Source organism: Pseudomonas sp. CROZ-RG-20F-R04-15 (assembly GCF_022662375.1).
Taxonomy (GTDB): domain Bacteria; phylum Pseudomonadota; class Gammaproteobacteria; order Pseudomonadales; family Pseudomonadaceae; genus Aquipseudomonas.
In genome coordinates, this window is sequence record NZ_JAKNQL010000004.1 from 1 (window position 1) to 20,867 (window position 20,867).

Here is a 20,867-nt window from a genome sequence, read left to right on the forward strand (position 1 = left end):
TAAAGCGGTATATCAATACCCGACAGTAAACCGCTGACGCGAATGCTTCGGCGTTTCCACTTCGTCGATCAGCGCAATCGCGTAATCGCCAAAGGTAATCCAGCTACGCCCTTCAGCGCTCACCAGCAAGTGATCCTTGCCGACACGGAAACTCCCCGTGCGCTCACCTTCAACAAATTCCGCCGACGGCGACAGAAAGGTCCAGTCCAGATCCTGCTCCTGACGCAACGCCTCAAGAAACGCCGCACCGGCACTGGCTTCAGCTTTGTACTCCGCGGGAAATCCCGCACTGTCGATCACTCGCGTATCGTCCGGCAGCAACAACGAACCGGCACCGCCCACCACCAACAGACGCTTCACACCCGCCTGCTTCACTGGCCCGACAATCGCCGCCGCTGGCACGGTGGCGAAATGCGCGGCGGTGATCACCACATCGTGACCGGCCACCGCGTCTTGCAACGCCGCCGAATCCAGCACATCGACATTCTTGCTGACCACACCGGCACGCGCGCCGATCTTCGAGGTATCGCGGGCAATAGCGGTAACGCTATGGCCACGACGCAGGGCTTCTTCCAGCAGTTGGCTACCGGCACGGCCGGTGGCACCAATGATTGCGATCTTGCTCATGACATTCTCCAGTTGGCTTGAGAGTGCTGCGGTTTCGTAAATCGGCTTACCACTGCATTTCGCCCTTGGCGACTTTCGCGCTCAGCTCCAGCGAACTTTCTTCGCCGAGTTTCGGGTAGCGTTTTTTCATCGCGGCGATCAGTGCGGTGGAGTCTTTGGCCTTGGCGGTTTCAGCGTCGAAAGCCTTAATGTAGTCGGCAGTGAACTTCACGCTGGCCAGCGAACGGCTGCTGTTGCCAAGGTAATGACCCGGCACCACAGTGTTCGGCTTCAGGGTTTCGATCGAGTGCAGGGTTTCCAGCCAGTCGGCGTGGGATTGCGCGGTCTGGGTGTCGGCCATCCAGACGTGAATGTTCTCGGCGACGACCACGCCACCGACCACGGCTTTGAGCGACGGAATCCAAACGAAGCTGCGATCCGGCTGTTTGCCTTCAAGCCCGACCACCTGCAATTTCTGCCCTTCGAGCATCAGGCTGTCGCCCTTGAGCACACCCGGCACGATGGTTTTCGCCGGAACGTCAGCGCCCATTTTCGGGCCCCAGAAGGCCAGTTTGCCGGCGACGGTTTTGTTGATGTGATCGACGGTCGGTTGCGAAGCCAGCACCTTGGCGTCGGGGAAGGCTTGGGTCAGGGTGTCGAGGCCGAAATAGTAATCCGGGTCACCATGGCTGATGTAAATGGTGGTCAGGTGCTTGCCGCTGGCGCGGATCTTTTCCACGACTTGTTCCGCCTGGGACTTGCCGAATTGCGCATCAACGAGGATCGCGTCTTTTTCGCCGCTGACCAACACCGAGCTCACCGGAAAAATCGCGTTGGTTTCCGGGTTGTAAACGTCGAGGGTCAGGTTGGCAGCAGCGGCATGCGCGGCAAAACCCAGGGAAGCAGTGGCGAGCAGAACGCGTTTGAGTGTGGTGAAGCCGATCATCTGTTGCTCCGGTGTCCGAATGCCGTGTTTGGCGATGGGACAGAGCTTAGTTGCCTGACTCAGTACAAAAAATGCGATGCTTGAACATAGTTTGTTTCTGAAAGCGGGCAAATCATGGATCGTCTCCAAGCAATGCGGGTCTTTGTCACCGTGGTGGATCTGGGCAGCCAGTCGGCAGCGGCCGATCATCTGGACCTTTCGCGGCCAGTGGTTTCCCGTTATCTGGCGGAGCTGGAGGATTGGGTCGGCGCCCGCCTGATGCACCGCACCACGCGCAAATTGAGCCTGACCGCCGCCGGCAGTGAAATTCTGCCGCGCTGTCGGCAAATGATCGAACTCTCGACCGACATGCAAGCCGCCGTCAGCGAACCCCATGATGCGCCGCGCGGCTTGCTGCGGATCAGCGTCAGCACCTCGTTCGGGCAGGCGCAACTGGCCGACGCGATGGCTGCCTACGTCAAGCGCTATCCCGGTGTGAGTATCGATATGCAAATGCTCGATCGCACGGTGAATCTGGTCGATGAGCGCATCGATCTGGCGATTCGCACCAGTAACGATCTCGACCCCAACCTGATCGCCCGACGCCTGACCGTTTGTCGTTCGGTGGTCTGCGCCGCACCGGCTTATCTGCAGGAGCAACCGGCGCCGTTGCGGGTCGAGGAACTGAGCCGACACAACTGCCTGACACACTCCTATTTCGGCAAGAGCCTGTGGCATTTCGAGGAGGATGGCGAACCGGTTTCAGTACCGGTGCAGGGCAATATCAGCGCCAACGAGGCCAGCACGTTATTGCGCGCAACACTGGCCGGCGCGGGGGTGGCGATGCTGCCGACGTATCAGGCCGGGGGGCACATTCACAGCGGTGAACTGGTCCGCCTGCTGCCCCATGCCGAACCACGACAAATGAACATCTACGCGGTGTACGCCTCGCGCAAACACATGCCGGCGGCGCTGCGCAGCATGCTGGATTTTCTGGTAGAGCGCTTTCCTGAGCATCCGCAATGGGACGTTGATCTGTAAACCCGATTTACTGTGGGAGCGAGCCTGCTCGCTCCCACAGTGGTTATCGATGTGCTGAATGGCCAGTTACAACCTCAAGCACACTCGCTGGCAACTCCCCACCGCTGACCTATGCTGAAAGTAATACCGCAGGGTATGTCGTTCAGAGGTCTACGCCATGAACATCAAAACAAGAAGGTACTTCGCGATTTTCATTACCTGCGCCGCCACCCTGGCGCTGTACGGCACCGCTGCCTGGCGGGTCGAACAGCTGCGACAGCTGCCGCGCGAGTATGCGAGCTGCAACTTCGAGCGGTGCATTCCGCACAATGCCACGCTGAACGCATTGCGCTGACTGACCTGTGCTGGAATGCAAACCGGTGGGAGCGAGCCGGCTCCGGGCGGCGATCCGACGAATGCGGTGGGTCAGTCAACACTTGAGTCGAATGACAGGACGCCTTCGCGAGCAGGCTCGCTCCCACAGGGGTTTTGTGGTGTCAGTGGATTAATGCTCGGCCTTGAGGCTGTCGCGGAAGGCCTTTGGTGATATCCCCACCCTGCGCCGGAACAGGCGCGTGAAGTTGGTCGGATCGGAAAACCCCAACAATTCCGACATCTCGTAAATCGTCATGCTGGTGTAGGTCAGCAAGCGCTTGGCCTCGAGCAATTGGCGTTCGTGCATGATCTGCAACGCCGGTTGTCCCGCCAGCTCACGGCAGGTGCCGTTGAGGTGCGATACCGAAATGCCCAGTCGATGGGCCAGGTCTTCGACTTTCACGTGCTGGCGATAAGTCTCCTCCACCAACTGAATAAAGCCATTGAGGTATTCACGCTGACGTTGCGGGCGCTGACTGGCTTTGTGGCGCACGATGGCCTGGCGGCTGACCCAGACCATGATCACGCTGACCAGCGAATGCATGAGCATTTCCCGCGCCGGTTGGTGGCCGTTGTACTCGGCCTGCAACGCCGAAAACAGGCTGTTGAGATATTCACCGTCGTCGCCGGCAGGGTAGTTTTCCGCCTGGGCCAAGGCATGCACCGCCTCACCCAGTTGCGCCTGCAGGTGATTGATCAGCGGTGTGGCAAGGGTAACGATGAACCCTTCGACGTCTTCGGAAAAACGAAAGCCGTGCACCGACAACGGTGGCAGCACCTGAATCGCCGGGGTCTGGAGTTGCGTGCGTTGCCCTTCGATCTCAAGCTCTGCCTGACCTTTGAAGACGAAGAGTAACTGGCACAAATCAGCATGGCGGTGGGGTTTGATTTCCCACTCATGTTCGCGACTGCGGGAGGAAATGGTTTCACAGTGCAGCAAGTCAGGGGTCGGCCAGTCCAGGCTTTCACCGTAGAGCTTGAACACTGGAATCGAAGGCAGCTCAGGCTTGTTCATCACTTCAATCCAGGCCTCGGGGTTGTGGGCGATAATCGCACCGATTGGCAGAATGTACAGGTATCGGCTCAGTTTTCACCTTCAATTGACAGACCCGCAAGGGAAAAATGCAAGCACTCGATCCATAAAAATCATTCACCGGTCTTGGCCGCGTGAAGCTTGCGAGTCATAAAAACAATGAAAACGCTGAAAACCCAAGTCGCCATCATCGGCGCCGGTCCATCCGGATTGCTCCTCGGCCAACTGTTGCACAACGCCGGCATCGACACCCTCATCCTCGAACGTCAGACACCCGATTATGTCCTCGGGCGCATCCGCGCCGGTGTGCTTGAACAAGGCATGGTAGAGCTGTTGCGTCAGGCTGGCGTGAGTCGACGCATGGACGCCGAAGGGCTGGTGCATGGCGGTTTCGATCTGGCGCTGGACGGGCGTCAGGTGCACATTGATCTGCACGCGCTGACCGGCGGCAAGAACGTCATGATCTATGGCCAGACCGAAGTCACCCGTGACCTGATGGCCGCTCGTCGGGAGGCCGGTGCTCCAACGATTTACCAGGCGAGCAATGTCGTTCCTCACGGCATGAAAAGCGACGAGGCATTTGTCACCTTTGAAAAGGACGGCGAAATCTTTCGCGTCGATTGCGATTACATCGCCGGTTGCGACGGCTTCCACGGGGTCGCTCGGCAGTCGATTCCCGCCGATTGTCTGAAAGTGTTCGAGCGGGTTTATCCGTTTGGCTGGCTGGGCATTCTGGCCGACACGCCGCCGGTGCATGACGAATTGGTCTACGCCCGCCACGAACGCGGCTTTGCCTTGTGCAGCATGCGTTCGGCCACCCGCACCCGCTATTACCTGCAAGTGCCGGCGGATGAAAACGTCGATGACTGGAGCGATCAGCGCTTTTGGGATGAGTTGAAAAATCGTCTGCCGGTGGAGCTTGCCGAGAAACTGATCACTGGCCCGTCGATTGAAAAAAGCATCGCGCCGCTGCGCAGTTTCGTCGTCGAGCCAATGCAGTACGGACGGATGTTTCTGGTCGGCGACGCTGCGCATATCGTCCCGCCGACCGGCGCCAAGGGTTTGAATCTGGCGGCGAGTGACGTCAGCACGTTGTTCAATATTCTGCTGAAGGTTTACCGCGACGGGCGTACCGATCTGCTCGAGAAGTATTCGGAAATCTGCCTGCGCCGCGTGTGGAAAGCCGAACGCTTTTCCTGGTGGATGACCTCGATGCTGCATCGCTTCGACGATCACGATGACTTCAGCCAACGCATCAGCGCCTCGGAACTGGACTATTTTGTCAGTTCAGAAGCAGGGCGAAAAACCATTGCAGAAAATTACGTCGGACTTCCTTATGAGGCTATCGAATAGCCTGCTACCGACTTACACTGGCGAGCATCCCCGCTCGCCCGACGATCTGCGGGACTCTCACTGCCCGCAGGTTTTGCCCGTGACCAATCTCAATCACCCCGAAACGCCCAAACCGGCCATTCGCAGCGTGCTGGTCGCGCTGATGATGGCGATCTTTCTCGGCGCGCTCGACCAGACCATCGTTGCTGTATCGATGCCGGCCATTTCTGCTCAGTTCAAGGACGTCAGCCTGCTGGCCTGGGTGATTTCCGGGTACATGGTAGCGATGACCGTGGCGGTGCCGATCTACGGCAAGCTCGGTGACTTGTACGGGCGGCGCAAACTGATGCTGTTCGGCATGGGCCTGTTCACCCTTGCCTCGTTGTTTTGCGGCATGGCGCAGAGCATGGAGCAACTGGTTCTGGCGCGGATCCTTCAGGGTATCGGCGCTGGCGGAATGATCTCGGTGAGTCAGGCGATCATCGGCGACATCGTGCCGCCGCGTGAACGCGGGCGTTATCAGGGTTACTTCAGCAGCATGTATGCGGTGGCCAGTGTCGCCGGCCCCGTTTTGGGCGGATACATGACCGAATACCTGTCATGGCGCTGGGTATTTCTGATCAACCTGCCGCTGGGCCTTGGCGCGTATTGGGTGGCGCGACGCAATCTGCGCGGCTTGCCGATTCCGCAGCGCAAACCAATCATCGATTACCTCGGCACACTGTTGATGATCATCGGCCTGACCGCGCTGCTGTTGGGCATTACTCAGGTCGGCCAGGGTCATGCGTGGCGCAGCGCTGAAGTCCTCGGTTTGTTCGCTTGTGCGGTGGTCGTGCTGGCGGTGTTTGTCTGGCATGAGCGGCGTGCCCGTGAGCCATTGCTGCCGATGCACCTGTTCGCCAACCGCAATGCGCTGCTGTGCTGGTGCACGATTTTCTTCACCAGTTTCCAGGCGATTTCGCTGATTGTGCTGATGCCGTTGCGCTTCCAGAGCGTCACCGGTGCCGGCGCCGACAGCGCCGCGCTGCACTTGCTGCCGTTGGCAATGGGTTTGCCGATTGGTGCGTATTTCGCTGGTCGTCGCACGTCGATCACCGGGCGCTACAAGCCGCAGATCCTGACCGGCGCGATGCTGATGCCGATGTCGATCCTCGGCATGGCGTTCAGTCCGCCAGAGGCGACGCTGCTCAGCGGCTTGTTCATGCTGCTCAGCGGGATTGCCGGTGGCATGCAATTCCCGACATCGCTGGTGGGTACACAGAACTCTGTGGAGCAACGCGATATCGGCGTGGCCACCAGCACCACCAACCTGTTCCGCTCCCTCGGCGGCGCAGTGGGCGTGGCGTTGATGTCGGCGTTGTTGCTGGCGTTGCTGCAGGATTCCAGTTTTGCCCATCTGGCGAGCAGTTCGCTGATGAGCGAGGGCCATTCGGGCAACGTCCTGCTGGATGGTCTGAACGCCGCGCCGGGGGATGCACAAAATGCTTTGCGCGCGGAATTGTTGGTCACGTTCCGGCATTTGCTGTGGGTAAGTGCGGCAGTGTCGTTGCTGGGATTGGCGGCAGCGATCGCGATGCCGAACAATCTGCTGCGCGGGCGCGAACACGGCGCCAAATAACTGCAACACCACAAAACCCTGTGGGAGCGAGCCTGCTCGCGAAAGCGGCGTGTCATTCAACCAGGATGTCGGCTGACACGACGCCTTCGCGAGCAGGCTCGCTCCCACAGGAGGGCGGTCTTTCATTCAAGGGCTGTAGTAACCGACTGCAACGAGGAAATGCCCGGCCTTCTTCAGGTAGGCATGCTTGTCCTCGACCTTGCCGGTCACCGGGTTTTTCCAGCGGTACTCATACTCACCCTCATCCTGCTTGCCGATCAGCGCCAGAATCGGCTCGCCCACCGGTTTGCCTTCCGGGTCCTTGACCTTGCCGAAGTCGGTATTGATCAAGCGCAGGTTGGTGCCATGGGCGACATAGCGCTGGGTATTCAGATCGACGACGAACACGTACAAGTCATCCTGCAGGTAGCCGCCCTTGAGCGAGTTGATCGCGGTCAGCGTGCCCTTCTCGTCCTTGGCTAAATCGGCAGCGGCTTTATCGAGCAAGGCTTTGGCCTGCTCGGCCGACGCTCGCGGCAAGTAGTAACCCACCGCCAGAATCCGCTGGCCGATGCGCTGGTAATACACATGCTTGCGCTCGACCTTGCCGTCAGTCTGGTTCTGCCAACGGTACTCGGCTTGCTGAATGCCATTGCCCTCGGGCACCCGCAACGCCTCCTTGAACGCCTTCTGCAAATCCGGGCCGAGTACTTCGCTGACGTCACGACCGATCAACGCCGATGAAGGCCCGCCACTGGCAAGCATCACGCCCTTGGTATCGACCACGAATACATAGCGATCCTTGTCGACGAACTCGCCCTGACGGCTGAACGCGGCGAACGCCTTGTCGCCATTGTCGTGGTAATAGGCCAGGGCTTTTTCCAGCAAAGCGATGGCGGCCTGACTGTCATCCTTGGCGGCAGTGGCGGCGCTGGCCTGGCCGAAACCGGCCAGTAACATCACGCCCAACCAGGCCACTTTATGCAAAAACCCCATAGCGCATCCCTCGTTCTTGTTGGTGTTTCAAGAGCGTAGACGGCTTGGGGTCATGTATGGATATTCAGGAAGTTTCTGAACGTTTCGCGGATTGGGTGGTGAGGCCAGCCTCACCACCCTTGCTCAGGCTTTACGGGCGGGCATTGATTTGCTGCTGCAGGTTCTGGATCTGCGCCTGCAGCGTATTGATGTTGCGAGTCATCTGGCCACGGAATGCATCGAACTCAGCGGTATTGCCGCCACCCTGAGGAGCCGCCGGGCGATTGTCCTGTTCGCTTTTGAGCACGACGATTTCCTGCTCAAGTCGATCGATCGCCGCACTCGGGTTGCCCTGTTTCTTCAATGCAGCGATATCGGCGCCAAGGCTTTTGAATTGCGCATCGAAGGCTTTCAACTGCGCGTCGACCTTGCTGGTGTCGGCCGGCGTGCTTTTCACCGTCGCCAGTTCCGCGCTCAACGCTTTGACCTGCGCCTGCAACTGGGTATTGGCGTTCTGTTGTTCGGTGGTCTGCGCGGTCATTTGCGCCAGGCGCTTGTCCAGATCACTGGTCTGCCCCGCTACGCCTTGCTGCTGTTTGCTCTGATCGAGCAGCTTGCCTTCGAGCTGTTTGATTTGCAGCTTCAGGGCTTCGCTGTCACTGGTGACGTTGGATTGACTGGCGACGACCTTGCCGGAAATGTCCTGCAAGCGCCCGGCCGCTTCTTCGCTGATCCGCGCGAAGCTTTCCTGGGTCGCGACCAATTGCTGCTCCATCAGCGAGATCTGCTGAAAGCTCCACCAGGCGAGGCCGGCGAAGGCAAAGAACAGTGCGCCAACCAAGGCCCACAATGGCCCGGTGCTCGCGGCCTTGACCTTGACCACCGGCGGCGTGCGCGAGTGTACCGAGGTGCGGGCGGTGGTCGGAATGTCATCGTCGTCGAAGGCGTCGGCCCGCAGGCTCGGGACATCATCGAAATCGTCGTGGGCATCATTACGCATGGACATTGAGGCAACCTTTGTGAAACGCGGTGATGGCTAAATGCTGCGAAGTATAACCGCCGCAGCCGCAGGGATTGACCCCCGAGCAGCGACACGGTTCATTGCCGCCCGGCCGAATCGTTTCAACGAATGTCCTGAGCTTTCCACCAACTGCAGAACTCATCCAGCGCCGACCACAGGCTGACTTTCGGATCGTAGTCGAGATAATGCCGGGCACGGCTGATGTCGAGGGTGAAATTTTTTTTCATTACCTGCATGCCCAGACGCGACAGGGTTGGCTCCGGACGCCCAGGCCAGAGCTTGCACGCGCCTTCGTTGAGCGCCGCGACGCTGTAGGCCAGACCATAGGAACGGTACTTGGTGACCTGTGGCACTTCCATCTTGCGCATCACGTAATTGACCACATCCCACAACGGCACCGGCGCGCCGTTGCTGATGTTGTAGGCCTTGCCCAGCGCAGAACCGGCAGCCAGCAAACTGCTGAGCAGCGCTTCGTTGAGGTTGTGCACACTGGTGAAATCGACCTTGTTCAAGCCATTGCCGATGATCGCCAGACGGCCCTTGCGCTGCATGTTCAGCAGGCGCGGGAAGATGCTCATGTCGCCGGCACCAGTGACGAAGCGCGGGCGCAGGGCGATGGTTTCGAGGCCGAACTCCTGCGCACCGAAGACCTTTTGCTCGGCCAGATACTTGGTCGCGGCGTAGTGATGCTTGAAGCGCTTGGGCACTTGCTCTTCGGTCAGACCGAAGTGATCGCGGCCATCGAAGTAGATCGATGGCGACGACAGATGCACCAAACGACGGACGCGCTGCTTGAGGCAGGCTTCGACGACGTTCTCGGTGACCTGCACGTTGCCCTGGTGGAAGTCCTGATAACGGCCCCACAATCCGACGGCACCGGCGCAATGCACCACGGCTTCGACGTCCGAGCACAGTTCGCGGACCAGATCGGGATCGGTCAGATCGCCGGGCACAAACTCGGCACCCCGGCGCACCAGATGCTCGACGCTTTCGGCCCGGCGACCGTTGACCCGCACGTCCAGGCCCTGCTCCAGGGCGAAACGCGCAAAGCGTCCGCCAATGAAGCCGCTTGCGCCGGTGACCAGAATTTTCATGTAACGCTCCGATGTCTTTCGTTTTGCCTGATTCGTGTGTCTTGACGCTGGCCGTCACTCCAACGGCACCAGCCATTGCGCCGATGAACGCACCAATTGCTCGGTCAGCAACCCCAGCAACTGACCGCCATTGCGCCAATGATGCCAGTACAACGGCACGTCGATCGGTTTATCTGGCAACAGTTCGCGCAGCACCCCGCGCTGCAACTGCTCGCGCACTTGCAGTTCCGGCACCAGCCCCCAGCCGAGCCCGGCTTCGGTCAGGCGGATGAAACCTTCCGAAGACGGGCATAAATGATGTTCGAATCCACCGTCGACGCCCAGTGAGGCGAGATAGCGATGCTGGAGGAAATCATCCGGGCCGAACACCAATGCTGGGGTGCGCGGCAGTTGTTCGGCGCGTACGCCGTCGGGGAAATGCCGCTTGATGAACGCCGGGCTGGCCAGCGCGCGATAACGCATTGCACCGAGCAACACGCTGCGCGCGCCCGCCACCGGACGTTCGCTGGCGCAAAGGCATGCGGCCACTTCGCCAGCGCGCATACGTTTGAGGCCGACGGTCTGGTCTTCGACGATCAGATCGAGCAACAAATGTTGTTCGGCACAGAAGTCGCCGACCGCGTCGGCCCACCATGTCGCGAGGCTGTCGGCATTCAACGCAATGCGCAGACGCTCCGGCAAACCCTCTTCGTCCAGCGCGGGCACCAGGGTTTGCAGGTCGCGTTCAAGCAAACGCACCTGCTGCACATGGTTGAGCAGGCGCCGGCCAATCTCGGTCGGCGATGGCGGCGTGCCGCGAATCAGCACCGGCTGGCCGACTCGCGCTTCAAGCAGTTTGATCCGCTGCGAGATCGCCGATTGCGACAACCCCAGCACCTGCGCGGCGCGCTCGAAGCCGGCCTGCTCGACCACGGCGGCCAGAGCGGAAAGCAATTTATAGTCGAACATCAGTTTTCCTAATGAGCGATCAGCACTATTGGTTTTTCTTATACAGGTTTCGCCCGGAGAATAGCCAGCAAGCACTCTTTCTCAAGGAACACATGCATGGCTGGCGAAACTTCACTCACGACTTTGTTGCGCAGCATGAGCCCGCAACTCAACGCCGGCGAATACGTGTTCTGCACCCTGCACGACGGCTTGTTGCCGAGCGATCTGGAGATTGTCGGCAGCTTCCGCGAACAGGAAGGTTTGACGGTGATTCTTGAACGCTCGCAGGCCGAACAGGCCGGTTTCAGTTTCGACTACGTCGCCGCGTGGATCACCCTCAACGTGCACTCGGCGCTGGAAGCCGTTGGCCTCACCGCCGCGTTCGCCACGGCATTGGGCAAGGCCGGGATCAGTTGCAACGTGATCGCCGGCTACTACCACGATCATTTGTTTGTCGGTCAGGCCGACGCTGAACGTGCCATGCAAGTGCTGCGCGATCTCGCAGCCAACGCGGAGTAGATCTTATGTGGCAAAGTTATGTGAACGGACTGTTGGTGGCGTTCGGGCTGATCATGGCGATCGGCACGCAGAACGCGTTTGTCCTGGCGCAGAGCTTGCGCCGTGAACACCACTTGCCCGTGGCGGCATTGTGCGTGGTCTGTGATGCGCTGCTGGTCGCCGCCGGGGTATTCGGTCTGGCGACGATTCTGGCGCAGAACCCGACGCTGTTGGCGATTGCCCGCTGGGGCGGCGCAACGTTTCTGATCTGGTACGGCAGCCAGGCGCTGCGCCGGGCGTGTTCGAAACAGAGCATGGATCAGGGCGCAAACCAGACCGTGCGTTCGCTGCGTGCAGTGATGCTCAGCGCTTTGGCGGTGACGCTGCTCAACCCGCACGTTTATCTGGATACGGTGTTGCTGATCGGCTCGCTGGGCGCGCAGCAATCGGTGCCGGGCGCTTATGTCGTCGGTGCGGCGAGTGCTTCGCTGCTGTGGTTTTTCACTCTGGCATTGGGTGCAGCGTGGTTGGCACCGTGGCTGGCGCGGCCAAGTACCTGGCGGATCCTTGATCTGGTGGTGGCGTTAATGATGTTTACGGTCGCGGGGCAATTGATATTGGCTTCCTGATTTATTCCAAAAGGCTCTGGAACCTCTATCCCACACAGTTGTTGCGTGGTTATGCCGCAACCCCGGTGCTATGATCGAAACCCTGCGCCGCAAAGAGTAAAAACTCGCCGGTGCATTTCTGGCCGCCCGTGATCGGCCTTGCGCTCACCGCAACAGACCTGATTAGGAGAATCATCATGGCTTTCGAATTGCCGCCGCTGCCTTACGCACACGATGCCCTGCAGCCGCACATTTCCAAGGAAACCCTGGAATACCACCACGACAAGCACCACAACACCTACGTCGTGAACCTGAACAACCTGGTGCCAGGCACCGAGTTCGAAGGCAAGACCCTGGAAGAAATCGTCAAGACTTCCTCGGGCGGTATCTTCAACAACGCCGCTCAGGTCTGGAACCACACTTTCTACTGGAACTGCCTGGCGCCAAACGCCGGCGGTCAACCAACCGGCGCGCTGGCTGAAGCCATCAACGCAGCCTTCGGTTCGTTCGACAAGTTCAAGGAAGAGTTCAGCAAAACCTCGATCGGCACCTTCGGTTCCGGCTGGGGCTGGCTGGTGAAAAAGGCTGACGGTTCCCTGGCTCTGGCCAGCACCATCGGCGCCGGCAACCCGCTGACCAGCGGCGACACCCCGCTGCTGACCTGCGACGTCTGGGAACACGCTTACTACATCGACTACCGCAACGTTCGTCCGAAGTATGTCGAAGCGTTCTGGAACCTGGTCAACTGGAAGTTCGTTGCCGAGCAGTTCGAAGGTAAAACCTTCACCGCTTAAGCTGCGCGCCAGTCAAAAAACCCGGCTATTGCCGGGTTTTTTTTATGCCCGGATAAACCCCGTACGATGATCGTTCCCACGCTCCGCGTGGGCATGCAGCCCGTGACGCTCCGCGTCACTGGACGCAGAGCGTCCCTCGAGGCATTCCCACGCGGAGCGTGGGAACGATCAAACAGAAAATGCAGCCTCAGGCCGCTTGCCGCCGTGCCACAGCGGGCTAACATCAAATCAGGCGAAAAATTGTGCCGAACCGCTCAAGTTGCGGGCCGAAACTACCGACATAGTACAAATAGGGCTAATACTCCAGACAGCCGCATTTCGGCCAAGGCCACGGGCAAATCATCTCGGGCCTGATTGTCCCTTTGACTGCCAACACGGGATTGCCAATACTCATGGCAACTTGACGCTACCCGCACGGAACAAGGAATAACCCTTTGAAGCTGGAACTCAAGAACAGCTTGTCGGTGAAGTTGCTCCGGGTCGTGCTCCTGTCGGCATTGATCGTCGGCGTAGTCTTGAGCTGCGCGCAGATTGTTTTCGATGCCTACAAAACCCGTCAGGCTGTTGCTGGCGATGCCGAACGCATTCTCGACATGTTCCGCGACCCCTCGACCCAGGCCGTTTACAGCCTCGATCGGGAAATGGGCATGCAGGTGATCGAAGGCCTGTTCCAGGACGATGCCGTGCGTCAGGCCTCCATCGGCCATCCCAACGAAGCCATGCTCGCGCAGAAATCCCGCGAGTTGCAGCATTCCAACAGTCGCTGGCTGACCGACCTGATCCTCGGCCAGGAGCGCACCTTCACCACGCAATTGGTGGGGCGTGGCCCGTACAGCGAATATTACGGCGACCTGAGCATCACCCTCGACACCGCCACTTATGGCGAAGGGTTTATCGTCAGTTCGGTGATCATTTTCATTTCCGGCGTATTGCGCGCATTGGCCATGGGCCTGGTGCTGTATCTGGTCTATCACTGGCTGCTGACCAAACCGCTGTCGCGGATCATCGAGCACCTCACCGAGATCAACCCGGATCGCCCCAGCGAGCACAAGATTCCGCAGCTCAAGGGCCACGAGAAAAACGAACTGGGCATCTGGATCAACACCGCCAACCAGTTGCTCGAATCGATTGAACGCAACACCCATCTGCGCCACGAAGCCGAAAACAGTCTGCTGCGTATGGCCCAATACGACTTCCTCACCGGCCTGCCGAATCGCCAGCAATTGCAGCAGCAACTGGACAAGATTCTGGTCGACGCCGGCAAGCTGCAACGCCGGGTCGCGGTACTGTGCGTCGGGCTGGATGATTTCAAAGGCATCAACGAACAATTCAGCTACCAGACCGGCGACCAATTGTTGCTGGCCCTGGCCGATCGCCTGCGTGCCCACAGCGGCCGCCTCGGCGCCCTTGCCCGTTTGGGTGGCGACCAGTTTGCGCTGGTGCAGGCTGACATCGAACAGCCTTATGAAGCGGCAGAACTGGCGCAAAGCATTCTCGATGATCTGGAAGCACCGTTCGCCCTCGATCACCAGGAAATCCGCCTGCGCGCGACCATCGGCATCACCCTGTTCCCGGAGGACGGCGACAGCACCGAGAAGCTGTTGCAGAAGGCCGAGCAGACCATGACCCTGGCCAAGACCCGCTCGCGCAACCGCTATCAGTTCTATATCGCCAGCGTCGACAGCGAGATGCGGCGGCGTCGCGAACTGGAAAAAGACCTGCGCGATGCCTTACTGCGCGATCAGTTCTACCTCGTCTATCAGCCGCAGATCAGCTATCGCGATCACCGCGTGGTCGGTGTCGAAGCGCTGATTCGCTGGCAACACCCGGAACACGGTCTGGTGCCGCCAGACCTGTTCATTCCGTTGGCCGAGCAGAACGGCACGATCATCGCCATCGGCGAATGGGTGCTGGATCAGGCCTGCAAGCAATTACGCGAATGGCACGATATGGGTTTCGCCGACCTGCGCATGGCAGTGAATCTATCGACCGTGCAGCTGCACCACGCTGAGTTGCCGCGCGTGGTCAACAACCTGCTGCAGATGTATCGCCTGCCACCGCGCAGCCTGGAGCTGGAAGTGACCGAAACCGGCCTGATGGAAGACATCAGCACCGCCGCCCAGCACTTGCTGAGCCTGCGCCGTTCCGGCGCGCTGATCGCCATCGATGACTTCGGTACCGGTTATTCATCGCTGAGTTATCTGAAAAGCCTGCCGCTGGACAAGATCAAGATCGACAAGAGCTTCGTCCAGGACCTGCTCGATGACGACGACGATGCGACCATCGTTCGCGCGATCATTCAGTTGGGCAAGAGCCTCGGCATGCAGGTGATTGCCGAGGGCGTGGAAACGGCTGAGCAGGAAACTTACATCATCTCCGAAGGCTGCCACGAGGGTCAGGGTTACCACTACAGCAAGCCGCTGCCGGCGCGCGAGCTGAGTGCCTATCTCAAGCAGGCGCAGCGCAGTAACGCGGCGATCCTTTGATCCCTGCCACTGCACCGTCGTAAATAAGAAATATTTCCAGCCACAACCCTTTACACATAATGCGAAAGATTTGCATTATGTCGCAGTTTTGCGCACCCCCGCGCCTGTCCAATCAACTACCGAAGCAGGATGTTCGCCATGATTCGTATGCCTCTGGCTACCGCCAGTCTGCTGGCCATCGCTATTTCCCTCGCCGGTTGCGGCGAAGGCAAAGACAAGGCCGCCGCTCCGGCCGCACCGACGCCAGCCGCCAGCACCACCGCACCAGCGGCGGCGCCTGCTGCTGCCGGTAAAGTCGACGAAGCCGCCGCCAAGGCCGTGGTTGCGCACTACGCCGACATGGTCTTCGCCGTTTACAGCGATGCCGAATCCACCGCGAAAACCCTGCAAACCGCCGTCGATGCTTTCCTCGCCAAGCCGAACGCCGACACCCTGAAAGCCGCCAAGGCTGCCTGGGTCGCCGCGCGCGTTCCGTACCTGCAGAGCGAAGTGTTCCGCTTCGGCAACACCATCATCGACGACTGGGAAGGTCAGGTTAACTCGTGGCCACTGGACGAGGGTCTGATCGACTACGTCGACAAATCCTACGAGCACGCACTGGGTAACCCGGGCGCTACCGCCAACATCATCGCCAACACCGAAGTCCAGGTCGGCGAAGACAAGGTCGATGTCAAAGACATCACCCCGGAAAAACTCGCCAGCCTCAACGAGCTGGGCGGTTCCGAAGCCAACGTTGCCACCGGCTACCACGCCATCGAATTCCTGCTGTGGGGCCAGGACCTCAACGGCACCGGCCCAGGCGCTGGCAACCGTCCGGCTTCCGATTACCTGGAAGGCGCCGGCGCCACTGGCGGTCACAACGATCGTCGTCGTGCCTACCTGAAATCCGTGACCCAACTGCTGGTCAGCGACCTGGAAGAAATGGTCGGTAACTGGAAGCCGAACGTGGCTGACAACTACCGCGCCACCCTGGAAGCCGAGCCGGGCGAAACCGGCCTGCGCAAAATGCTCTTCGGCATGGGCAGCCTGTCGCTGGGCGAACTGGCAGGCGAGCGCATGAAGGTTTCCCTGGAAGCCAACTCCCCTGAAGACGAACAGGATTGCTTCAGCGACAACACGCACAACTCGCACTTCTACGATGCCAAAGGCATTCGTAACGTTTACCTGGGCGAGTACACCCGTGTTGACGGCACCAAAATGACCGGCGCCAGCCTGTCGTCGCTGGTGGCCAAGGCCGACCCGGCTGCCGACACCGCGCTGAAAGCCGATCTGGCTGCCACCGAAGCCAAGATCCAGGTCATGGTCGATCACGCCAACAAGGGTGAGCACTACGATCAGTTGATCGCCGCCGGCAACACCGCTGGCAACCAGATCGTTCGCGACGCCATCGCTTCCCTGGTCAAGCAGACCGGTTCGATCGAAGCCGCTGCTGGCAAACTGGGCATCAGCGACCTGAACCCGGACAACGCTGATCACGAGTTCTGATCAACAGCGTCTGCGTTAAAAGAGGCGACCTTCGGGTCGCCTTTTTCATACCTGCCCTACACAAAACCATGCTCATGATGTACTCGATATCAAATGCACCACCCATCCCTGTGGGAGCGAGCCCGCTCGCGAAGGCTGTATCGGCCGCCACATTCTCAGCGCGCCGGACACCGCTTTCGCGAGCAGGCTCGCTCCCACAGGGTTTACATGAGCGCCAAGGCTTGCGCTGCATCAAGCAAACGATAATTCCTCTTATTCAATCACCCCGGCCCTGTTAGACTTTGCGCCTTTATTTTTGCCCGTCCGCAGGATGTCTGATGCCCTCGCTGCCTCTTCGCTTGTCCGCACTGTTGCTGGCCCTGGGCCTGAGTGCCTGCGATGACGCCCCGCGTTTCACCAAGGCCGAGCCTGGTGAAGCACGTTCCGGCGGTGCAGCGACCGTGCGCAAGACCGATCAGAACTCATTCTCCCTGCCCTCGGCCAACCTGCCGCCCTCGCGACGGGTGGATTTCAGTGTCGGCAACAGCTTCTTTCGCAGCCCGTGGGTGATCGCCCCGTCAACCACCACCGCACGCGATGGCCTCGGCCCGTTGTTCAACACCAACGCCTGTCAGGGCTGTCACATCAAGGACGGTCGCGGTCATCCGCCACCGCCAAATGCGCCCAACGCCGTGTCGATGCTTGTGCGTCTGTCGATTCCCGATGCGCCGGAGTTTGCCAAAGTCATTGAACAGATCGGCGTGGTGCCGGAGCCGGTGTACGGCGGCCAGTTCCAGGACATGGCCGTGCCCGGCGTCGCCCCCGAAGGCAAGGTGCGCGTTGATTACACGCCGGTGCCGATTCGTTTCAAGGACGGCACCGAAGTCGAACTGCGCAAACCGCTGTTGCAGATCACTCAACTCGGCTATGGCCCAATGCACCCGGACACGCGTTTCTCAGCCCGAGTTGCCCCGCCAATGATCGGCCTCGGCCTGCTCGAAGCGATCCCTGAAGAAGCCATCCTCGCCAACGCCGCCGCGCAAGCCAAAGCGAAAAACGGCATCCATGGCCGGCCCAATCAAGTCTGGGATGACGCGCTGCAAAAAACCGTCATGGGCCGATTTGGCTGGAAAGCCGGGCAACCGAATCTTAATCAACAGAATGTTCACGCGTTTTCGGGAGACATGGGCCTCACGACCAGCCTGAGACCCTTTGATGACTGCACCGATGCCCAAACCGCCTGCAAACAGGCGCCGAACGGCAATGGCCCGAACGGCGAACCGGAAGTCAGCGATAACATCCTGCGTCTGGTGCTGTTCTACAGCCGCAACCTCGCCGTGCCGGCACGCCGTGGCATTAACGATGCAGAGGTCATTGCCGGCAAGAACCTGTTTTTCCAGGCTGGCTGCGATTCCTGCCACACACCGAAATACACCACCGCCGCCAACGCCGCCGAACCTGAACTGGCCAATCAGGTTATTCGTCCGTACAGCGATCTGCTGCTGCATGACATGGGCGACGGTCTGGCCGACCACCGCACGGAATTCCAGGCCTCCGGCCGCGACTGGCGCACGCCGCCGTTGTGGGGGATTGGCCTGACGCAAGCGGTCAGTGGCCACACGCAGTTTTTGCACGATGGCCGCGCGCGCAATCTGCTCGAAGCGGTGCTCTGGCACGGCGGCGAAGCGCAAGCCGCGCAGCAACAGGTTTTGTCTTTCAATGCCGAGCAGCGTGCCGCGCTGCTGGCGTTTTTGAACTCACTTTAAACACTGATAAAAGAATCGGGAGCCCGACATGTTCCGTCCCAAGCTACTGTTCACCAGCCTTGCCGCACTCGCCCTCGGCGCCTGCTCACCGCAGGATCCGCAAGCGGTCACCTCGGCAGCCATCGCCAAATCGGTGATCCTGCCGACCTACACCCGCTGGGTCGAAGCCGACAAGCAACTGGCGGTCAGCGCCCTCGCCTACTGTCAGGGCAAAGAAACCCTGGAGACCGCCCGTGCCGACTTCCTGCACGCACAGAAAGCCTGGGCCGAGCTGCAACCGCTGCTGATCGGTCCACTGGCCGAGGGCAATCGTTCGTGGCAGGTGCAGTTCTGGCCGGACAAGAAAAACCTCGTCGGCCGTCAGGTCGAGCAACTGGTTATAGCCCAGCCGCAGATCGATGCCGCCGCACTGGCCAAATCCAGTGTGGTGGTACAAGGCCTGTCGGCTTACGAATACATTCTGTTCGACGCCAAGCCTGATGTGGCCAATGCCGAGCAGAAAGCCAAGTATTGCCCGCTGCTGATCGCCATCGGCGAGCGTCAGAAACAACTGGCTGAAGAGATTCTGCAGAACTGGAACAACACCGACGGCATGCTCGCGCAGATGACCAAGTTCCCCAACCAGCGCTATGCCGACTCCCACGAAGCGATTGCCGATCTGCTGCGTGTGCAAGTCACCGCGCTGGACACCCTGAAGAAAAAACTCGGTACGCCAATGGGCCGCCAGAGCAAGGGCGTGCCACAGCCGTTCCAGGCCGACGCCTGGCGCAGCCAGTCTTCGCTGACCGCACTGGAAGCCAGCCTCGCGGCGGCGAAAACCGTGTGGGAAGGCGTCGACAACAAAGGCCTGCGCGGTCTGTTGCCGGCTGAGCAAAAGCCATTGGCCGACAAGATCGATGCGGCCTACGCCGCTTCGCTGAAACTGTTCGACAGCACCCAGCGTTCGCTCGGCGAAATGCTCGAAGACGACGCCGGTCGTCAGCAACTGAACGACATCTACGACAGCCTCAACGTCGTCCATCGCCTGCACGAAGGCGAACTGGCCAAGGCGCTGGGCATTCAACTGGGCTTCAACGCCAACGACGGTGACTGATGAGGGCAACTGCCATGCTGCGACGTCAGGTTCTGACTTTAGGTAGTGCACTGCTGGGAGCAGTGACGCTGGACGGCTGGACGCTGTTCAAACGCAAGGATCAGAGCCCGCTGTTGCTGTCGGCGCGCGACGACACCGACGGCAAGCATTACGCCGTCGGCTATCGGCTGGATGGCACGCGGGTGTTCGCCACCGAAGTCGGCCAGCGTTGCCACGACATCATCAACCACCCGACGCAGCCGATTGCACTGTTCGTCGCGCGGCGTCCGGGCACCGAGAGTTACCTGATCGATCTGCGCGACGGTAAGTTGCTGCAGACGGTGACCTCGCAGCCGAACCGGCATTTCTACGGCCACGCCGTGGTGCACAAGGACGGCGAATACCTGTACGCCACCGAGAACGACACGACCGATCCTGGTCGTGGCCTGCTCGGCGTGTACAAGTTCGCAGGCGAGCGACTGGTGCACACAGGCGAGATTTCCACCCATGGCCTCGGTCCGCATCAAGTGTCGTGGATGCCTGACGGCGAGACACTGGTGGTGGCCAATGGCGGGATTCGTACCGAAGCGGAAAGCCGCGTCGACATGAACCTCAACGCCATGGAGCCAAGTCTGGTGCTGATGCAGCGCGACGGTACGTTGCTGAGCAAGGAAACTCTCGCCCAGCAGATGAACAGCGTGCGTCACCTGGGCATCGCCAGCGACGGCACCATCGTCGCCGGTCAGCAATTCATGGGCGCCTCGCACGAGCGTTCAGAGCTGCTGGCGATCAAGCGTCCGGGGCAGCCGTTCGTGGCGTTCCCGGTGCCGGAGCACCAGTTGCAGTCGATGGGGCATTACACCGCCAGCGTTGCCGTGCACAGTGAATTGCGTCTGGTCGCACTGACGGCGCCGCGTGGCAACCGCTTCTTTATCTGGGATCTGGACAGCGGCGAAGTGCGCCTCGATGCGCCGTTGCCCGATTGCGCGGGTGTCGGTGCAGTGAAGGACGGTTTTGTCGTGACTTCAGGTCAGGGGCGTTGCCGTTACTACGATTGCCGTCAGGATGAGCTGCTGGCCAAGCCGCTGGAATTACCGGCGGGGCTCTGGGATAACCATCTACACCTGATGGCCTGAAACAGCCCTAAAAGATCGCAGCCTGCGGCAGTTCCTACTCTGGAATGCAATCTCCTGAAGGAGCTGCCGCATGCTGCGATCTTTTTCAGCCACCCTGTAAGAACTGTCAGTTGGAATCCCCCCTGTACTCGGAGTAAT

The 20,867-nt window shown here is 60.0% G+C and carries 19 protein-coding genes and 1 pseudogene; 12 read left to right on the forward strand and 8 right to left on the reverse strand.

Annotated elements, in window-relative coordinates:
• Positions 1-12: 12 nt before the first annotated feature.
• The gene (locus L8H52_RS07845; protein ID WP_242206572.1) at positions 13-627 is read right to left on the reverse strand and encodes an NAD(P)-dependent oxidoreductase; all 615 of its coding nucleotides are present in this window, start codon (positions 625-627) and stop codon (positions 13-15) included.
• 46 nt (positions 628-673) lie between these two features.
• Positions 674-1,552, reverse strand: a complete 879-nt coding sequence (locus L8H52_RS07850; protein ID WP_242206575.1) for an MBL fold metallo-hydrolase — start codon at positions 1,550-1,552, stop codon at positions 674-676.
• A gap of 114 nt (positions 1,553-1,666) precedes the next feature.
• Between L8H52_RS07850 and L8H52_RS07855 the strand changes: the two genes are divergently transcribed.
• Entirely contained in the window at positions 1,667-2,572 is a 906-nt protein-coding gene (locus L8H52_RS07855; protein WP_242206577.1) for a LysR family transcriptional regulator, read from the forward strand.
• Positions 2,573-2,729: 157 nt separating this feature from the next.
• A complete protein-coding gene (locus tag L8H52_RS07860) occupies positions 2,730-2,906 on the forward strand; it encodes a hypothetical protein (RefSeq protein ID WP_008085463.1) in 177 nt (58 codons plus the stop codon).
• A 150-nt stretch (positions 2,907-3,056) separates the two neighbouring features.
• Here the strand turns inward: L8H52_RS07860 and L8H52_RS07865 are convergent, their stop codons facing one another.
• Complete coding sequence (locus L8H52_RS07865) at positions 3,057-3,941, reverse strand: helix-turn-helix domain-containing protein (protein WP_242206580.1); 885 nt, start codon at positions 3,939-3,941, stop codon at positions 3,057-3,059.
• 177 nt (positions 3,942-4,118) lie between these two features.
• Between L8H52_RS07865 and pobA the strand changes: the two genes are divergently transcribed.
• Together pobA and L8H52_RS07875 are read left to right on the forward strand one after the other, a co-directional pair.
• On the forward strand, positions 4,119-5,312 hold the full coding sequence (pobA, locus tag L8H52_RS07870) for a 4-hydroxybenzoate 3-monooxygenase (RefSeq protein ID WP_242206582.1): 1,194 nt from the start codon (positions 4,119-4,121) through the stop codon (positions 5,310-5,312).
• Positions 5,313-5,391: 79 nt separating this feature from the next.
• Positions 5,392-6,909, forward strand: a complete 1,518-nt coding sequence (locus tag L8H52_RS07875; protein WP_242206584.1) for an MDR family MFS transporter — start codon at positions 5,392-5,394, stop codon at positions 6,907-6,909.
• 18 nt (positions 6,910-6,927) lie between these two features.
• On the opposite strand, the pseudogene L8H52_RS07880 reads toward L8H52_RS07875, so the two are convergent.
• The 5 genes and pseudogenes from L8H52_RS07880 to L8H52_RS07900 all read right to left on the reverse strand — a co-directional run.
• A pseudogene (locus tag L8H52_RS07880) lies at positions 6,928-7,035 on the reverse strand (metal ABC transporter ATP-binding protein); the annotation flags it as partial.
• A complete protein-coding gene (locus L8H52_RS07885) occupies positions 7,036-7,884 on the reverse strand; it encodes a cache domain-containing protein (protein ID WP_242206585.1) in 849 nt (282 codons plus the stop codon).
• Positions 7,885-8,014: 130 nt separating this feature from the next.
• Positions 8,015-8,869 (reverse strand): ATPase, encoded by an 855-nt coding sequence (locus L8H52_RS07890; protein ID WP_242206587.1) that lies wholly within the window; start codon positions 8,867-8,869, stop codon positions 8,015-8,017.
• A gap of 116 nt (positions 8,870-8,985) precedes the next feature.
• The gene (locus tag L8H52_RS07895; protein WP_242206589.1) at positions 8,986-9,978 is read right to left on the reverse strand and encodes an NAD-dependent epimerase/dehydratase family protein; all 993 of its coding nucleotides are present in this window, start codon (positions 9,976-9,978) and stop codon (positions 8,986-8,988) included.
• 54 nt (positions 9,979-10,032) lie between these two features.
• On the reverse strand, positions 10,033-10,926 hold the full coding sequence (locus tag L8H52_RS07900; RefSeq protein ID WP_242206592.1) for a LysR family transcriptional regulator ArgP: 894 nt from the start codon (positions 10,924-10,926) through the stop codon (positions 10,033-10,035).
• 96 nt (positions 10,927-11,022) lie between these two features.
• Here L8H52_RS07900 and L8H52_RS07905 point away from each other — a divergent pair, with 96 nt between their 5' ends.
• The 8 genes from L8H52_RS07905 to L8H52_RS07940 all read left to right on the forward strand — a co-directional run bounded on the left by L8H52_RS07905 (position 11,023) and on the right by L8H52_RS07940 (position 20,729).
• The gene (locus L8H52_RS07905; RefSeq protein ID WP_242206594.1) at positions 11,023-11,424 is read left to right on the forward strand and encodes an ACT domain-containing protein; all 402 of its coding nucleotides are present in this window, start codon (positions 11,023-11,025) and stop codon (positions 11,422-11,424) included.
• Between the two features lie 5 nt (positions 11,425-11,429).
• Positions 11,430-12,032: a LysE/ArgO family amino acid transporter gene (locus L8H52_RS07910; RefSeq protein ID WP_242206596.1), complete on the forward strand. Its 603-nt coding sequence runs from the start codon at positions 11,430-11,432 to the stop codon at positions 12,030-12,032.
• 176 nt (positions 12,033-12,208) lie between these two features.
• Positions 12,209-12,805, forward strand: coding sequence for a Fe-Mn family superoxide dismutase (locus tag L8H52_RS07915; RefSeq protein ID WP_007918933.1), 597 nt, complete (start codon positions 12,209-12,211; stop codon positions 12,803-12,805).
• A gap of 434 nt (positions 12,806-13,239) precedes the next feature.
• Entirely contained in the window at positions 13,240-15,291 is a 2,052-nt protein-coding gene (locus L8H52_RS07920; protein ID WP_242206598.1) for a bifunctional diguanylate cyclase/phosphodiesterase, read from the forward strand.
• A 138-nt stretch (positions 15,292-15,429) separates the two neighbouring features.
• Entirely contained in the window at positions 15,430-16,776 is a 1,347-nt protein-coding gene (locus tag L8H52_RS07925) for an imelysin family protein (RefSeq protein ID WP_242206600.1), read from the forward strand.
• Positions 16,777-17,093: 317 nt separating this feature from the next.
• The gene (locus tag L8H52_RS07930) at positions 17,094-18,521 is read left to right on the forward strand and encodes a di-heme oxidoredictase family protein (protein WP_242206601.1); all 1,428 of its coding nucleotides are present in this window, start codon (positions 17,094-17,096) and stop codon (positions 18,519-18,521) included.
• 28 nt (positions 18,522-18,549) lie between these two features.
• Positions 18,550-19,614 (forward strand): imelysin family protein, encoded by a 1,065-nt coding sequence (locus L8H52_RS07935; RefSeq protein WP_034153486.1) that lies wholly within the window; start codon positions 18,550-18,552, stop codon positions 19,612-19,614.
• A 14-nt stretch (positions 19,615-19,628) separates the two neighbouring features.
• Positions 19,629-20,729 carry a DUF1513 domain-containing protein gene (locus L8H52_RS07940; protein ID WP_242206603.1) on the forward strand — a complete coding sequence of 367 codons (1,101 nt, stop codon included), beginning with the start codon at positions 19,629-19,631 and terminating at the stop codon, positions 20,727-20,729.
• Positions 20,730-20,867: the final 138 nt, after the last annotated feature.

What these genes read in the sequence shown, in the direction of transcription:
- L8H52_RS07845 (WP_242206572.1), bottom strand. Translation starts at nt 627, where the DNA reads ATGAGCAAGATCGCAATCATTGGTGCCACCGGCCGTGCCGGTAGCCAA.
- L8H52_RS07850 (WP_242206575.1), bottom strand. Translation starts at nt 1,552, where the DNA reads ATGATCGGCTTCACCACACTCAAACGCGTTCTGCTCGCCACTGCTTCC.
- L8H52_RS07855 (WP_242206577.1), top strand. Translation starts at nt 1,667, where the DNA reads ATGGATCGTCTCCAAGCAATGCGGGTCTTTGTCACCGTGGTGGATCTG.
- L8H52_RS07860 (WP_008085463.1), top strand. Translation starts at nt 2,730, where the DNA reads ATGAACATCAAAACAAGAAGGTACTTCGCGATTTTCATTACCTGCGCC.
- L8H52_RS07865 (WP_242206580.1), bottom strand. Translation starts at nt 3,941, where the DNA reads ATGAACAAGCCTGAGCTGCCTTCGATTCCAGTGTTCAAGCTCTACGGT.
- pobA (WP_242206582.1), top strand. Translation starts at nt 4,119, where the DNA reads ATGAAAACGCTGAAAACCCAAGTCGCCATCATCGGCGCCGGTCCATCC.
- L8H52_RS07885 (WP_242206585.1), bottom strand. Translation starts at nt 7,884, where the DNA reads ATGGGGTTTTTGCATAAAGTGGCCTGGTTGGGCGTGATGTTACTGGCC.
- L8H52_RS07890 (WP_242206587.1), bottom strand. Translation starts at nt 8,869, where the DNA reads ATGTCCATGCGTAATGATGCCCACGACGATTTCGATGATGTCCCGAGC.
- L8H52_RS07895 (WP_242206589.1), bottom strand. Translation starts at nt 9,978, where the DNA reads ATGAAAATTCTGGTCACCGGCGCAAGCGGCTTCATTGGCGGACGCTTT.
- L8H52_RS07900 (WP_242206592.1), bottom strand. Translation starts at nt 10,926, where the DNA reads ATGTTCGACTATAAATTGCTTTCCGCTCTGGCCGCCGTGGTCGAGCAG.
- L8H52_RS07905 (WP_242206594.1), top strand. Translation starts at nt 11,023, where the DNA reads ATGGCTGGCGAAACTTCACTCACGACTTTGTTGCGCAGCATGAGCCCG.
- L8H52_RS07910 (WP_242206596.1), top strand. Translation starts at nt 11,430, where the DNA reads ATGTGGCAAAGTTATGTGAACGGACTGTTGGTGGCGTTCGGGCTGATC.
- L8H52_RS07915 (WP_007918933.1), top strand. Translation starts at nt 12,209, where the DNA reads ATGGCTTTCGAATTGCCGCCGCTGCCTTACGCACACGATGCCCTGCAG.
- L8H52_RS07925 (WP_242206600.1), top strand. Translation starts at nt 15,430, where the DNA reads ATGATTCGTATGCCTCTGGCTACCGCCAGTCTGCTGGCCATCGCTATT.
- L8H52_RS07930 (WP_242206601.1), top strand. Translation starts at nt 17,094, where the DNA reads ATGCCCTCGCTGCCTCTTCGCTTGTCCGCACTGTTGCTGGCCCTGGGC.
- L8H52_RS07935 (WP_034153486.1), top strand. Translation starts at nt 18,550, where the DNA reads ATGTTCCGTCCCAAGCTACTGTTCACCAGCCTTGCCGCACTCGCCCTC.
- L8H52_RS07940 (WP_242206603.1), top strand. Translation starts at nt 19,629, where the DNA reads ATGCTGCGACGTCAGGTTCTGACTTTAGGTAGTGCACTGCTGGGAGCA.